Origin of the sequence: Nostoc sp. UHCC 0302 (genome assembly GCF_038096175.1) — a bacterium.
Lineage (GTDB): Bacteria > Cyanobacteriota > Cyanobacteriia > Cyanobacteriales > Nostocaceae > UHCC-0302.
The window spans coordinates 6,906,998-6,922,961 of the sequence record NZ_CP151099.1; the positions used below are offsets into that span (position 1 = coordinate 6,906,998).

Genomic DNA, 15,964 nt, shown 5'->3' on the forward strand with positions numbered 1-15,964 from the left:
CTTCATTGTTATCATTAGTATTAAAAATTATGCTGTTTAAAAATTTTTAGAACAGATGTTCTACCCGGCTCAAGCGTTCTGAATAACTTTTCATTACTTTCAAAGAAAACATAGGTGTTTCCTGAACAGCAAACAGAAATCCTTTTTCATCAAGAAAAGCAAGTTTGGAGTCTGTTTTGGCGATTGCTGTATAAGTTCTATTTCCTACACCTACAAGCACCCCAACACCAAATACTTCTCCTGTTTGAATAGTTTCTACAACCTTATCATTGACTAATATTTCTACTTTTCCTTCCACAATGCCATACATCACATCACCAGGCTGTCCTTCTTCAAAGATGACTTGACCTGCTGCAAAGACTTTAGGCTCGGCTTGTTTTTGAAAGATACTGACTGTTACTACTGGACTTAACATTAGAGCAATCCCAAAATTATTTGTTTTTGAACGAAACTTTTGGATAAGTAATCTGATAACCGAGAAAAGTATACTACTTTCTGTTGATTAATCTTTGTACTTACCAATTTTGGATTTTGCGGTAAAGTCAAAGCCTAAAGTTTTATCCCATTAAAACTTCCTAAGACGGATTTGGGATTAATAGTCTTTGCCAAAAGGTTATTTTGACCTTGCTCAATATAAATCTATAATAAAAAACGAGCGCGGAGGGATTTGAACCCCCGACCCACAGAACCGGAATCTGTTGCTCTATCCACTGAGCCACGCGCCCTTATATTACTTCATTATAACATACTTTTTTGGCTACAGATAATCTGCGGGGTTTACGGGTGTGCCATTGCGACGTACTTCAAAGTGGAGGTGTGGCCCTGTCGATAAACCTGTGGAGCCGACAGCAGCGATCGCTTGTCCTCGTTGTACTGTTTGTCCTTCGGAAACGTACAATTGGCTGGTATGTCCGTACAGTGTAGTTATGCCGTTGCCGTGATCAATAATTACAGCTCTGCCATAACCACCATACCAGCCAGCAAAAATCACTGTTCCCGAATCGGCTGCTCGAATTGTACTGCCATAGCTAGCGGCAAAATCGAGACCTGAGTGAAAACGCCGATAGCCAAGAATTGGGTGCATCCGCCAACCAAAGGGACTGCTAGTAGATGCATTGCTTGGATATGCCAGCATCCCGGTTCCGCGAATAATGACGCTTGTACGGCTGTTTGTTTTGGCTTGTGCTTCTTCTCTTGCTCTAGCTGCTGCTACCTTTTCTTGAATCAAGACTGACAAATTTTTGGAATCCATATCTAGCTGGTTTTGCGCGGCTTCCAAGGCTAAGCGATCGCTATTGAGGCGTTGAATCAATTCTGACTGTGACTGTGCTTGGTTTTGATAATCGGCTTTTTGTGCCAGCATTTGTTCGCGAATCAAAGCAATTTCGTTTTTTTGCTGTTCTACTTCCGTTTTTTGTTTATTGATTAACTTGGCTTTTTCGCTGAGTTTCGCCAAAATTCGTCGGTCTGCTCGATAAACTAACTTCAACTGATGACGACGGCTGATAAAATCACTGATATTTTGACTTTGGAGCAAAACAGCCCATCCGGCAGATGCAGGCGATCGCTGAAGATACCGCAATCGCGCCACTGTTGCTACTTGACGCTCTTCATATGAACGTTCCGCTATAACTAAATCAGCTTCCAACTGTTTAAGGCGTTGGATAGCGAGTTGTAATCGCGATTCGCTGACTTGAATATTGTTATTTGTGCTTTGCAAATTTTGCTCTAAACCAGTCAGGTGTTTTTGGGCTTCTTGTTGCAGATTTGTTAAGCGATCGCGCTCATTAGCCACATTCTCACGCTGCTGCTTCATTTGTTGCTGCTGTTGCCGTAAATTGTCTATTGTCTGTGCGGATGTTGTCGCATTTGCTGGGAATACTGAAATTAGCCCCAGATAAAACCATAAAATACAACAAAATGCAATACACAAACTGCACAAAACCTGCTTTTTTCTTAAAAATGATGCTCTCATAGTGTGAGTCTGAGCAAAGCGATGCTTCCAAACACTATGAAGATTATTCCCAAAATTCCTAGTAATTTCACTTTGTTTCTTTGTGGTTTGTTTTTAACCACAAAGACACAACGGAAAGTGTGAGTAATGTAGCGCAGCACATTCTGTCCATTCTTTCCAGCAAACTAAACAGCCAAAGCTATGATGGTCGTTACCCATTTTTAGCGATCGCCTGAATTGACAACTAAAAATAGAAATAAATATGACAAATAGCTATGATACAGTGCGAGCGCTACGTGAGGCGCTAAAGTTTTCTCCAGAAAATGTACCTCTTAGGCAACACCTTGCAGAGATGCTCCTTAGTTTAGGGCAACTAGAGGAAGCTGAGAAAGAATACCGTCAGGCTATGCTTTTGGCACGGGAAGAACCGCAACTGAAACTCGGTTTGGCAAGAGCTTTTTACCAACAAGGAAAACACAATCAGTCTTTGGTGATTGTAGAAGAACTGCTCAAACACTCTGACTGTCCAGCACAAGCTTACTTACTCCACGCTCGCTTGTTGTTGAACTCAGGTGCGGTGCAGCAGGCGGTTAGTCAGTATCGTAGTGCGATCGGTCTTGATCCGTTAATTGCCGATCCAGATTTTGCCGAACTTTTGGGTATTGGCGAGGAAAAGCCAAGCAAAGAGGTGGTAGAAGGCAAAATCCGCACTGCTAATTTTGACAACCTGATTATTGAAGATGAAAAGCTGGAACGTCCGCAGATTTCTTTTGAAGATGTCGGAGGAATGGAGACAGTTAAAGATGAAATTCGCCTCAAGATTATTTATCCCCTGACGCAAAAGGAACTTTATAAAGCATACGGCAAAGCGATCGGCGGCGGGATTTTGATGTACGGCCCTCCAGGTTGCGGTAAAACTTACCTCGCCCGTGCGACTGCTGGCGAGATTAACTCTGGCTTTATCTCTGTTGGTATTAATGACGTACTAGATATGTGGCTGGGAAACAGCGAGCGGAATTTGCACGCCATTTTTGAAGAAGCGCGAGATCATCAGCCTTGTGTGGTGTTTTTCGATGAAGTCGATGCGCTAGCTGCTAACCGTACCGATTTGCGCCAAAGTTCTAGCCGCATGGTGATTAATCAGTTTCTCTCAGAACTGGATGGAGTGAAGAGTTCCAATGAAGGAGTGCTGATTTTGGCTGCCACTAACGCCCCTTGGCATTTAGATGCAGCGTTTCGCCGTCCAGGACGCTTTGATCGCATTCTCTTTATCCCGCCACCAGATGCTTCTGCTAGAGCAGCTATTTTACAGTTGCTATGTCGTGGGAAGCCTGTAGATAAAATTGATTACGAGCAAGTCAGCAAAAAAACAGAGCATTTTTCCGGAGCTGACTTAAAAGCTGTAGTTGATATAGCAGTGGAAAAAAAGCTGCAAGAAGCGATGAAAGTCGGATTTCCTAAACCACTAGGGACAAAGGATTTAATTTCAGCCGCAGCAAACATCAAATCTTCTACTAAAGAGTGGTTCGCCACAGCCCGCAACTATGCCTTGTATGCGAATGAGAGCGGTTTGTACGACGATATTTTGAAATATTTAAAAATGTAATGATACTAAATTGTTCAACGATATATTACAGCAGGCTAACGCTCGGAAAACTGCCTGGATTAAGACTTTTTGGAGTATGTCTTAATTACGTTAGCGTAGCGGGGCGCAGCCCATTACGAATTACTTTAGCGAAGCGGGGCGTAGCCCATTACGAATTAGTATGAGTGTACACTTTGAGCGAGCAAAACTGCTATTCGAGCAATCTCGTTATCAGATGGCGGAGCAAGAATTGCGAGAAGCTGTAGCAGAGTCTCCAAATGATGCTAAAATTCACTCTGTTCTGGGGTTGTGCTTGAGTTGTCAGCAGCGATATCAAGAGGCAACACTGGAGGCAGAAACTGCTATTGCGATCGCACCTGATTCGCCATTTTCTCACTATATACTTGGTTATATTCTCTGCGAACGTCAGCAACTTACAGCTGCCCAAAAGGTTATTCAAGAAGCAATTCAGCTCAACCCCTATCAAGCTTCCCACTTCGCTTTGCTGGCGCGATGTGAGTATCAGCAAAAGCGGTGGCAAGCAAGTCTGGAAGCCGCAAACCAAGGACTAGCGCTAGATCCGGAAGACGTAGAGTGTTTGAATTATCGGGCTTTGTCACTGTCACAGTTGGGACGAGGTAAAGAAGCGATCGCCACAGCCGCAGGTGCGATCGCCTCCTCTCCCCAAGATGCTGCTTCTTACGCCAGCAGTGGCTGGATTTTGCTCTCTCACGGTGGCAGTCAACAGAAAGCTTTGGAGTATTTTCGTGAAGCATTACACCTCAACCCTACTTTAGAATGGGCGCGTCAAGGAGTTGTCGAAGCGCTGAAGGCAAAAAACCCGATTTATCGTTTAATGCTGCGCTATTTTCTTTGGTGCAGCAGGCTGAATCATCAAACGCGTTGGGTGTTCACTCTGGGCTTGCTGTTTTCTCTGAGGATATTGCTGATCAGTTTTGCCAATGCTGGTTTGACACCATTAGCAGGAGTGCTGGCAATTTCTTACCTGCTGTTTGTTATCTTCAGCTGGATTGCTGATCCGTTATTTACTTTGATATTGCGATGCGATAAATTCGGACGCCTAGCACTTTCACAGGCAGAAATACAGCAATCTAATTGTTGGGCTGCTTGTTTTTTAACGGCGATCGCATCTTGTATTTTATGGTTCTGCACTAAGAATGTCACTGCTTTAGTCGGTGCGATTGTATGCGGTTTATTGATGATTCCAGTTACGGCAACGTTTAATTGTGAACAAGGTTGGACAAGAAATTTAATGACAACCTATACTATTGTTTTGATAATTTTGGGTATAAGTTCACTAATCTTGTCAATTACTAGCTTAGCTTTTCGCCAGTTTGAGAATTTGTGGTTGCTACCGATGTTATTGTTCTTTCCTGGGACAATTTTTGCTTGTTGGATTGCCACCATACTCACAGGAATTACACCAAAAAAGTAAGTGGTCAAGATCAGGTAATAGGAAACTTATAACTAAAATTTTTGGTGTTTCATGAGGTACCATCGCTCCATTAATGCAAAGCGATTTTCCTAAACTCTATTATGCAATATAATATATAAGCTAATTCTTATGCCTCCAATTTATTCAATTTACTTAAAGTTAAATTATAAATAGTGGAGGTAAGTTTTTTGAATAACATACTAATTAAACAAATAAACAGGAAATAAATAAAGAAAGTTATATTAATATTTCCTCTAAAAAGGATAAAGTCAAAAGGGTACATAAACATTCCGTGAAGAAGATATAATTCAAAAGAAATATCTCCAATCCCATTTATAAATAAAGAATAAACCTGGAATCGCAGCATTATAGATATCAGTAAAAATATAGCAAATGCTGCTAATATTGCTGATGTGTTAATTAATATATTTACAGCAATAGAATAATAAGATGATAAATTAAAGTAATTAATGGCTATCATTACTAGTACTGATAATGCCAACATAACTTCAATAATATTTTTGCGTAATAACTGCCTATTTACAAGGTTAAGCAAGACGGCAATAACAATAATTCCTAATAATATATAGTTCGCTACTATTCCTTGTTTTCCTAATGCTGATGCCAAATTACCGAAAAACTTTGACAAGACAAAACAACTGACTATAATACCAATTATAATTAGAAGATTTTGCTTAAGTAATCTATCAATTTTTGGTTTAATATTTTCATAATTTAAACCTAACAAACAGCCCAGTGGAAAACTGAAAGCATTAATTTTACACAAAAATAATGCAGAATCTTTTGAGGGTTCTGAAGCTACGAGAATACACACAGATACCAAACATAATAAAAATATTTTTGACTTATTCGATAAATTTAAATAGAATAACAAGTAAATGACAATATACCACAAGAGAATAAAAACTATAAACCACATATGGCTATTTAAAATGCTAACATTAAAAAATGCATTATATAATTCAGTTAATATATGTGGATTATTATTAATACTCTGATTTAAAAATATTTCCAACAACATAGCGAATAAAAAGGGTATATAAACTTTAGTAAATCTTTTACTAAAGAAATTATTAATACCTTTTTTCTGCATAGATATAGTTAGACCAAACCCCGAAAGAATTAAGAATAAGGCAACAGCTTTAAATCCAGAACTTTTAAAAAAAGGTAGATCAGAAGGTTTTGCAAGTGTATGTATACTCAAATGAAAAAGAATTATTATTATTATCGCTAAGCCTTTCATCTGGTTACTTTGTAAAATTGAAAGAGGCTTATCGTTTACAGTTTTCTTTAAAGTAATTAGAGTTAAAAATGTAAAACCAAAAATTAAAGATAAATTCAGAACTAAAGGGTTATCTACTGGAATTTTGGTGACGTCGTGATTCAAAAACAAGACCGCAGATAAAGCACATAACATATTTTTATTTACTACCCATCAAACGAGTTTTAAATTGTTGTACAAACTTTTTTACCTATCAAACTTGGTTTAAAAGTTTGTTTCACTTAGTTTGGTAGATGCAGAGTGGTAAGGTTTCATTGATGACCTCATAATCATCATGGGAAAGTAGCGCTTACCCAGGCTTGACTTTAGGTATCGGTGATTTCCTTACCAAATCAACCTTTCATCATTTTTATAATTTTTGATAGACAGAGAAAAATTGATAAGAGGTAAACTAACCTTCTAAAATACTGTAATGGACAGGATACTTGCTTTCAAGCATTTTTAAAATACCCTCTTAGATAGATGACAGATGTTTACAAAATACTAATTTTTCTTTGTTGGCTCTTTTCTGATAAAAAGTGCATAGCGTGTACTTTGTGTATCCCTAAAGACTGCTCGTAGAGTAAGGCAGTAAGTGGGGAATTTCATCACGGCTACCCAATTTGACATATGGGGGTTCTTGTTTGGATGCAGTAGGGGCGCATGCCTAACTGTGCGCCCTCTATGAAAGATACACCTGTCGAGTCGGAAAACCACCTACGCAACTTGCTTCTGTATTTCACACAATTGCAAGTGACTCAAACTCTTAATTTTTAATGACTATACATAATTGCTATTTTGTAACTTTGAGCAGAGAAAAATACTATACCTATCCTGTATCTCATACAAAATCATCGATTTTGTGATTGCGCCAAGCGCAATCACACCCAGTTTGTGTTATTTCAATTCCCTTGTTACGAAAATATCTAAAAATGAGCTTTAGAGATTATTTTTTTTGTGAAGGTAATACCAATTTGAAAAAAGAATATGATAAATAGGCCATCTGTAGAGATGCGATTCATAGCGTCTTTACCCACGAATGTGTTGCAATCATTAATTGAATTGGTATAACAAACAAGGGATAAGTTCTATAAAATTGTGAATCGTTATCATATTAAATAAAAACGCTAAGATGCGAATTTATCTTCGGCGTCTTAGCGTGAAATTTTCATCTTGGCTTTACTGCAATGCTACTAAAACATCGCTCAACTATTTATTAACAACCTCTAACTGTGAAGTCTGTAATCTGTTCATCCACTTTTCTAAATAGACTCGATTAGCATTTTGCTCAGATGGGTCTTGGGAATCTACAGGATGAGGCATTAGTCCTAAAATCGCTGCTGTTGTGACGCAAAACATCGATTTTTGGAAAGTCATACAAATTTGTACTAGCAAATCATCTTCACCCCGGAGACTGCGGCGATAAACTTCGTGCAAATACTCTGGAAGATAGTGACGCATATCCTGCATTAGCAGGGTCGGAGGAATGCCTGCACTGCCAATAGGCAAAGGATCTGCATACAATGCACCATACTGAAATCGAGCTTGATCTGGAGGAACTTGATACGCTTGAGCGTTGTATGAAACTGTACCAGAAAAAGGTGTTCCTCGAAAGAAAACCGCCTCTACATAAGGTACTGCTGTATCTGCTAAAAATGTCAAACCAATGCTTTCGGGAATAATTTCATAGACTTTATCCCGAATTTTAACTTTGTAAGTAATTGGCTTTGATGCATCTGCCACTAACCCTGCTTTAATATAGTCAACAACTTCGGGAATTGTTTTAATTTCGCCTCGGTCATAACGGTCTGATAGGCTGAGGAAAATATCAGCCATAACTCGCCAGAATTGACCTAATCCACTGTAATAAGCAGAGACACGTAACTGTTCTGTTAAGAAGTCTGGAAACATTTGGTTAATGCCTAGCATTAACGGATTGTTGTTAAATTTTGCAGCAATAACTGCTTGCGCTCTATCTTGAAATTCTTGTGTATCTAAATATGTATCCAGTCCTCCGCCACCATGCCACATCATGGATTTCATGCAGTACTCTGCATATTCAAAATTAATGCGATTATGCCACCAATGACGGAGTAATTTTTGGAAGGAAATTTCTCCATTAAAGTATTTAAAGAATGGGAAAAATACTAAAAATTGATGTTCAGCAATGTAGATAAGATTCTTGGAGTATGCATCTAAAACTACGCCATAGCTCTTGAGAATTCCAACTACTTCTAGCACATTTTGTGGATTATCAGGAAGTAATGATCCTCCTTCTTGCAGACGTTCAACATACTCCGCTAAGGGATGATGAGCAGGTTTATTTTTAAGGTTTACCATTGCCAGTTCTCCAAAAATAGGGATTGGGGCATGGGGCATAGGTTATGGGGCATGGAGTAATTAAGTATTAGGAAAACTCTTCCTTATTCCCTAATCATTCTTGCCTTAGTAATAAGGATTGGGAATTGGATATTAGATATCAGGAAAGCTCTTCCTTATTCACTATTCCCTAATCCCTAATCCCTAATCCCCAGTCCCTAGTCCCTAGTCCCGATTGTTTTATCCAAGGACACCGTTGCTACTACGTTTTGTGTATTCACCATTGCTGTGATTGTTGGTTCAGTCCATCGAATTAACCACGCGGGTTGAATGCCTAAAATGACAATCAACACAGCTAAAACTATAGATGGAGTGCGATCGCTCCAATACACGCGCGGTAAATTGGTAACTTGTGCTGACAAGCGCCCAAAAAAGGCTCTGTTCATGAGAATCAAGAAGTAGACTGCTGTTAAACCTGTACCAATCATTGACAGCAAGGTTTGCACTGGAAAAACTGGGAAACTACCCCGAAAAATGATGAATTCTGAAATAAACCCGATCATCCCAGGTATACCAGCACTAGCCATGACTCCTAAAACCATCAAGCTACCAATTACGGGCAGACCCCGTTCTGGATTAAGCAGCCCCTGAACAACTGATAAATCACGGCTTCCGGCTTTTTTATATACGACTCCAACCAGCAAGAACAGTAGCGCAGAAATCAAGCCGTGGCTAATCATTTGCATAACAGCACCTAACACGCTTAAAGGTGTAGCAGCTGCTGCGGCTAGAAGCACATAGCCCATGTGTCCAATGGAACTATATGCCACCATTTTTTTCATATCGGTTTGGGCGATCGCGCAAGATGCGCCGTACAGTACACTTACCACTGCCCAAGTCGCTAACCAAGGAGCCAGATAACTCCAAGCTTCTGGCAATAAGTTCATCCCAAACCGCAATAAGCCATAAGTTCCCAACTTCAATAGCACCCCAGCCAATAGTACTGAAATTGGTGTGGAAGCTTCAACGTGAGCATCTGGCAACCAAGTATGGAAGGGAACGAGGGGAATCTTAATTCCAAAGCCCACCAAAATCCCTGCTAGCAGTAAAATTTGCGTTGCTAAAGGTAAATTCGTCGTGTTTAAGGTTGCTAGCGCAAAGTTAGAACCACCACTCAGCCAAACCAAGCCAAGGAAACTTGCTAAAATTAGGATTCCAGAAAAGGCTGTGTAGATGAGAAATTTCGTAGCGGCATAACCCCGTTTTTCACCGCCCCAAATGGCTATCAATAGATACAGCGGAATCAGTTCCAGTTCGTAGAACAAGAAAAACAGTAGTAAATCCTGTGCTAGAAAAGCTCCAGTCACCCCAGCACTTAATAGTAGTAACAAAGAGTAATAGAATTTGGGACGCCCAAGAGATTCGTCACTACTATATATAGCAATGCAGGTTAACAGTCCGTTTAAAACTAGCAACGGCAAAGATAAGCCGTCTATACCGAGATTATAATTCAAGCCCAAGACCTCAATCCAGGGCAGAGACTCAGCAAACTGTTGACTAACTTCTGCTGGATGAAACTGAATTGCTAGTACAATTGTCCACAAAAAAATGATACTCGCAAAGACCAAAGCTACCCCACGGGCAGCTTTCCTACTGATAATAGAAGGCCAGAAAGCAATTACAGCTGCACCTAACAACGGCACTAAAATCAATGCACTTAGCATAAGCAGAACCAGTTATGGGGAGGGAGATAGTGGGGGCTAGGGGAGGACACTTGCGTGGGCGGGTTTCCGGACTTGAGCAAAGTGTCCGTCGCCCCTTTTAGGGTTGAGGGAGGGGTAGATCAATACAACTTCTTTTTCTTGTCTCCTACCTCAATATTGTTAAAATGGCAATTTACTTAGTAAACCCAATGACCAACTAATGAAAAAACCTAAGATGCTTACGACCGCAAGGATGGTCAACATATAGCCCTGGGATTGTCCAGAAATGCTGTATTTTAAACCTTGCCCACCGAGAATGGTCGCAAATCCAACTAAGTTTACTAGACCATCAACCAGATAGCGATCGCTCCATGCTGAAATCTGAGAAAGTAGTGTTACGGCGTTCACTACTGTCACTTTATAAACTTTGTCAATGTAAAAATCATAACCCAACAAATCCTGCATAAATCTCCATGTCAGGATTCTGGATCTTGACCAAGCTTTGTGCAGATAAACTGTAGCTCCTATACTTACACCGATTACGGTAGAAGCAAATAATATTAACACTACATACCAATTAATACTTTCCCAAGTTGGTAACAAATACCATTGCTGTAGCATCACTGGTAGTAACAAAGTCATTATTATGAGAGAGACCATCGGAAATGCCATCTGCCACCCGACTTCTGGAGTACGGCGCGTCTTCTGTTGCGGTGCGCCCCAGAATACTAATCTGAATACTCTAGTTAAATTCAATGCTGTCAAGCCATTGACTAATACCAAAACTCCAATTACCCAAGGGCTAATATTGACAAAACCGTCTGCCCATGAGAGCATTGCCCAAAAGCTTCCTAGTGGTAGCAGTGTTACCATCCCGGCGGAACCAACAACAAAGGCAGTAGTGGTGGCTGGCATCCGTGACCACAAACCACCCATTTCTGTTAAGTCTTGGCTGTGGGTAGTGTGTATTACTGACCCGGAACTCATAAATAATAGTGCTTTAGCGATCGCATGAGTTAACAGCAACATCAGGGCAACTCCCCCTTGCTGCAACCCTACTGCCAAAAACACTAAACCCATGTATGCACTGGTGGAATGAGATAGCGATCGCTTAATGTCAATTTGAGCTATTGATACTAATGTTGCACCAATCGCTGTTACTGTACCCATAATTACTAAGGCATTTAACGCAACTGGTGACAGCGCTAATATTGGCTGTAGTTTATACAGGAGATAAGCACCGCCAGCCACCACTAGCGAGTTCCGCATTACGGAAGCAGGGTTGGGGCCTTCCATCGCCTCATCTAACCACAAATGCAGAGGAAATTGAGCGCATTTACCCGCAGGGCCTGCTATCAAAGCCAATCCCAGTAATGTCGATGTGACTGGACTTAAATTAGCTGTTTGCGCCCATTCATATAAATTAGAAAAGTTCAAACTGCCTGCTAAGGTGGAGAGTGTGACTACGCCCATCAGTAACAATAAGTCTCCCACCCGCTTAGTTAAAAATGCATCCCGCGCCGCCGTCACTACTAGCGGTTGAGCATACCAGAATCCTACCAGCAAGTAAGTCGAAAGAGTCAGAACTTCTAAAAAGGCATAGCTGAGAAACAATGAGTCGCTAATTGCTAAACCACTCAGCGCTGCTTCAAAAAATCCAATTAAGGCAAAAAACCGGGCTAACGACCAGTCTTTTTCCATATAACCCAAGGCGTAAATTTGCGCCATGAGACTTAACCCTGTAATTAAAACTATTGCCCCAATACTGACTGGTGAGAGTTCTAAGGCAAAGGATAAGTCTAAGTCAGCAGCTTTAAACCAGCTAATCTGCAAATTTTTTGGTTCGCTGTTCCAGATATTTGCAAATACCAACAAGCTATGGGCGAAAGCTAAAAGGGTCGTCAACAAGTTTAAATATGCCGCAGGTCTTGGCCCTGTACGCTTAATTATGCCTAATCCCCACGGCAGGGTTAAGAGTGCGCCTATCAAGCTATAAAGAGGTACCCACCAACTTGTTAAAAATAGAAATTGACTCATTGAAATTTCCCTTTACGACTTAGCTTTAATCAAAAATAAAAGTCGGAATACAATCAAAACACAATCATTTCCAAGAAAAATAAAATTTACTAAAAATGCTGTTTATCTACTAATTTTTATTTAAAATTTGAATGAGCATTTTTACTTTAGCCTAGACTATTAAAGTTAAATAAAATATAACTTCATATATTTGAAAGCATTTACTCTTTATTATATTATCTCCAATTGTAAATTTATATTTCTACTTTTAGCAAACAACTTTATACAATATATTTGGAAAAGTTATAGGGTTTTATGTAGTTATTATAGATATAGCAAAATTTGATAGAAAGATAGAGACAGCATAATATACAGCCCCCGGTCATCCTGCATCAGACAAGATTAGCTCTGCTCATGAATGTCCTTTTGTCAATGTAATAAAGAAATTATAAAGCATAAGCGACTACTCTAGGAATTCAGTCAACTTTGATTGAGCAGAAGCCTCTATTAATTTTAGTTAAGTTTTTTAAAACTTTTTTATCATAAACTATTATACTGATTTATATTGCCAGGAACGCCAAGCTTTCCTATGCTTAATTTGGAAGTGTTTTTGTAGATCAAGATGAGCTTCCTCGTCAAAATTTTCAACCCTCAGTACTGATCGGATTAATTTTTTAGGAGTTCTGCGATGCCAATTGCAGTTGGAATGATTGAAACTAAGGGCTTTCCAGCAGTAGTAGAAGCTGCTGACGCAATGGTGAAAGCTGCGCGTGTAACTTTGGTAGGATATGAAAAAATCGGTAGCGCTCGCGTTACTGTGATTGTTCGGGGAGATGTGTCTGAGGTGCAGGCCTCAGTTGCAGCTGGGGTTGAAGCAGCCAGAAGAGTAAATGGCGGTGAAGTTTTATCCACTCACATCATTGCCCGTCCCCACGAAAACCTCGAATACGTCTTGCCGATTCGTTACACGGAGGCTGTGGAACAGTTCCGCACTTAAAATAGCTGAATTTAACAAAGTAATTAACGGGGCTGCCTTCTTGTAGCTCCACTTTCGTCCAGAACTAGAGACTTTATTTAAGGATTAGAACTAATGTCAATCGCAGTGGGAATGGTAGAAACGCTAGGCTTTCCAGCAGTCGTGGAAGCTGCTGACGCAATGGTGAAAGCTGCTCGCGTCACTTTGGTGGGTTATGAAAAAATTGGTAGCGGTCGGGTGACAGTAATCGTCAGGGGGGATGTATCGGAAGTACAAGCTTCCGTAGCCGCAGGAGTTGAATCAGTGAAGCGAGTCAACGGCGGACAAGTCTTGTCTACTCACATTATTGCTCGTCCTCATGAGAACTTAGAATACGTCCTACCAATACGGTATACCGAAGACGTAGAGCAGTTCCGGGAAAATGTTAACGCAATTCGTCCTTTCGGCAGAAGACCGTAATCCGTAATGCAAGTTGCCAAAGTTCGTGGCACAGTAGTTAGCACTCAAAAAGATCCAAGTCTCAGAGGTGTCAAACTACTGTTGTTGCAATTAGTAGATGAAGAGGGAAAAATCCTACCAGAATACGAGGTAGCAGCAGATAGTGTAGGGGCTGGAGTAGATGAGTGGGTACTGGTCAGTCGAGGCAGCGCCGCTCGTCAAGTTATTGGTAATGAACAGCGTCCGTTAGATGCAGTAGTGATAGCGATAATTGATACCATTTACGTTGAAGATCGCATGATTTACAGCAAAAAAGAGCAATATCGGTAGTCATTAGTCATTAGTCATTAGTCACTAGTCATTAGTAAGGAGTTATAAGTAAATATCGCTTAACTGTAGACAAAGGACAAAGGACAAAAGACGAAGGACAAAAGACAAATGACAATACAGGAGGAATCTCGCGATGGCAGTCCGCAGCACGGCGGCACCCCCAACCCCGTGGTCGAAGAATTTAGCAGAGCCAAAAATCCATGACAGCACATTTGTACATTCGTTTTCTAACATCATTGGGGATGTGCGGATAGGTGCAAATGTAATCGTTGCGCCGGGGACTTCGATTAGAGCGGATGAAGGCACACCTTTTTATATCGGTGAAAATACCAATATTCAAGATGGTGTTGTGATTCATGGGTTGGAACAAGGCCGAGTAGTTGGGGATGACCAAGAGCAATACTCGGTGTGGGTAGGCAAAAATGCTTCCATTACCCACATGGCTCTGATTCACGGGCCAGCTTATGTTGGGGAAAATTCCTTTATTGGGTTTCGCTCTACGGTATTTAATGCCAGAGTGGGTGCAGGTTGCATCGTGATGATGCACGCTTTGATTCAAGATGTAGAGATTCCTCCAGGTAAGTATGTACCGTCAGGAGCGATAATTACTAACCAGCAGCAAGCTGACCGCTTGCCAGATGTGCAAGATCAGGATCAGGAATTTGCTCATCATGTAATTGGGATTAATCAAGCATTACGAGCTGGTTATCGCTGTGCTGCGGATAGCAAATGTATTGCACCTATTCGGGATGAAATAGCTAAATCTTATACAGGTAATGGTATTACTGTCATAGAGTTGGAAAGGAGTAGTGAAGTGGCGAGCAATAGTTTGGGTGCAGAAACAATAGAGCAGGTGCGCTATTTATTAGAGCAAGGTTATAAGATTGGCACGGAACACGTGGATCAAAGACGTTTCCGTACAGGTTCTTGGACTAGTTGCCAGCCAATTGAACCAAAATCGATACGTGAAGCGATCGCAGCTTTGGAAAGCTGTTTGAGAGACCATAGCGGCGAATATGTCCGGCTGTTTGGCATCGACAAAGGTAGACGGCGTGTATTAGAAACCATCATTCAACGCCCAGATGGTAATGTTAACCCAGCTACCAGCTTTAAACCTCCTGCTAGTAATAGCAATAATGGTGGCTACAACAAGAGCTACAGCAATGGCAATGGCAACAGTAACGGCGCTAGCAGTGGCAAAATCGGTACTGAAACTGTAGAGCAAATTCGCCAACTGTTAGCAGGTGGTTATAAAATTGGTACAGAACACGTAGATGAGCGTCGCTTCCGCACTGGTTCTTGGAGCAGTTGCAAGCCAATTGAAACAACTGCGACCAATGCCGTGATTTCCGCTGTGGAAGAATGTATAGACAACCATCAAGGTGAGTATGTCCGTTTAATTGGCATCGACACCAAAGCCAAACGGCGTGTATTAGAAAGCATTATTCAAAGACCTAATGGGCAAGTTAGCTCACCGAGTGGCCATAAATCAGTTGCTAGTGCCTCATCTGCAACTACAGCGGTTGCGAATACCCGCTTAAGCTCTGAAGTAGTAGAACAGCTACGGCAGCTATTAGCTGGAGGCTATAAAATTAGCGTAGAACACGTAGACCAGCGACGGTTCCGCACAGGTTCTTGGAGTAGCACCGGGCCAATTCAGGCGAATTCTGAAAGAGAAGCGATCGCTGCATTAGAAACGCACCTCGCCGAATTCCCAGGAGAATATGTACGATTGATTGGGATTGACCCCAAAGCTAAGCGCCGGGTATTGGAAACGATTATTCAACGTCCATAATAAATAGGGAGTAGGGAATCAGGGAGTAGGGAGTAGGGAAGAAAAGGTAGGAAATTTTAATATCCATTACTCACTACTCCCCACTCACTACTTACTACTCCCCATTGACA

General features: G+C 40.9%; 12 protein-coding genes and 1 tRNA gene. 6 read left to right on the plus strand and 7 right to left on the minus strand.

Annotated features, from left to right (window positions below):
- Positions 1–46: 46 nt before the first annotated feature.
- The 3 genes from WKK05_RS29845 to WKK05_RS29855 form a co-directional block, all read right to left on the minus strand.
- Positions 47–415, minus strand: a complete 369-nt coding sequence (locus WKK05_RS29845) for a cyclic nucleotide-binding domain-containing protein (protein ID WP_341526627.1) — start codon at positions 413–415, stop codon at positions 47–49.
- Between the two features lie 237 nt (positions 416–652).
- Positions 653–725 (minus strand) — tRNA-Arg (locus tag WKK05_RS29850).
- 32 nt (positions 726–757) lie between these two features.
- The gene (locus tag WKK05_RS29855) at positions 758–1,975 is read right to left on the minus strand and encodes a peptidoglycan DD-metalloendopeptidase family protein (protein ID WP_341526628.1); all 1,218 of its coding nucleotides are present in this window, start codon (positions 1,973–1,975) and stop codon (positions 758–760) included.
- A gap of 241 nt (positions 1,976–2,216) precedes the next feature.
- Here WKK05_RS29855 and WKK05_RS29860 point away from each other — a divergent pair, with 241 nt between their 5' ends.
- Positions 2,217–3,560, plus strand: a complete 1,344-nt coding sequence (locus WKK05_RS29860) for an AAA family ATPase (RefSeq protein WP_341526629.1) — start codon at positions 2,217–2,219, stop codon at positions 3,558–3,560.
- Positions 3,561–3,720: 160 nt separating this feature from the next.
- Positions 3,721–4,995: a tetratricopeptide repeat protein gene (locus WKK05_RS29865; RefSeq protein WP_341526630.1), complete on the plus strand. Its 1,275-nt coding sequence runs from the start codon at positions 3,721–3,723 to the stop codon at positions 4,993–4,995.
- Between the two features lie 127 nt (positions 4,996–5,122).
- Here the strand turns inward: WKK05_RS29865 and WKK05_RS29870 are convergent, their stop codons facing one another.
- The 4 genes from WKK05_RS29870 to WKK05_RS29885 form a co-directional block, all read right to left on the minus strand.
- Positions 5,123–6,403, minus strand: coding sequence for an acyltransferase (locus WKK05_RS29870; protein ID WP_341526631.1), 1,281 nt, complete (start codon positions 6,401–6,403; stop codon positions 5,123–5,125).
- A 1,083-nt stretch (positions 6,404–7,486) separates the two neighbouring features.
- The gene (locus tag WKK05_RS29875; RefSeq protein ID WP_341526632.1) at positions 7,487–8,617 is read right to left on the minus strand and encodes a CO2 hydration protein; all 1,131 of its coding nucleotides are present in this window, start codon (positions 8,615–8,617) and stop codon (positions 7,487–7,489) included.
- A 197-nt stretch (positions 8,618–8,814) separates the two neighbouring features.
- Entirely contained in the window at positions 8,815–10,320 is a 1,506-nt protein-coding gene (locus WKK05_RS29880; RefSeq protein ID WP_341526633.1) for an NADH-quinone oxidoreductase subunit M, read from the minus strand.
- Between the two features lie 159 nt (positions 10,321–10,479).
- Positions 10,480–12,336 carry an NAD(P)H-quinone oxidoreductase subunit F gene (locus WKK05_RS29885; RefSeq protein WP_341526634.1) on the minus strand — a complete coding sequence of 619 codons (1,857 nt, stop codon included), beginning with the start codon at positions 12,334–12,336 and terminating at the stop codon, positions 10,480–10,482.
- A 667-nt stretch (positions 12,337–13,003) separates the two neighbouring features.
- Here WKK05_RS29885 and WKK05_RS29890 point away from each other — a divergent pair.
- From WKK05_RS29890 to WKK05_RS29905, 4 genes are all read left to right on the plus strand, one after another.
- Positions 13,004–13,312 carry a carbon dioxide-concentrating mechanism protein CcmK gene (locus WKK05_RS29890; protein WP_015209255.1) on the plus strand — a complete coding sequence of 103 codons (309 nt, stop codon included), beginning with the start codon at positions 13,004–13,006 and terminating at the stop codon, positions 13,310–13,312.
- A gap of 93 nt (positions 13,313–13,405) precedes the next feature.
- Positions 13,406–13,750, plus strand: coding sequence for a BMC domain-containing protein (locus tag WKK05_RS29895; protein WP_010995041.1), 345 nt, complete (start codon positions 13,406–13,408; stop codon positions 13,748–13,750).
- Positions 13,751–13,756: 6 nt separating this feature from the next.
- Positions 13,757–14,059: a EutN/CcmL family microcompartment protein gene (locus WKK05_RS29900; protein ID WP_341526635.1), complete on the plus strand. Its 303-nt coding sequence runs from the start codon at positions 13,757–13,759 to the stop codon at positions 14,057–14,059.
- 133 nt (positions 14,060–14,192) lie between these two features.
- Positions 14,193–15,854 (plus strand): ribulose bisphosphate carboxylase small subunit, encoded by a 1,662-nt coding sequence (locus WKK05_RS29905; protein ID WP_341526636.1) that lies wholly within the window; start codon positions 14,193–14,195, stop codon positions 15,852–15,854.
- Positions 15,855–15,964 lie beyond the last annotated feature (110 nt).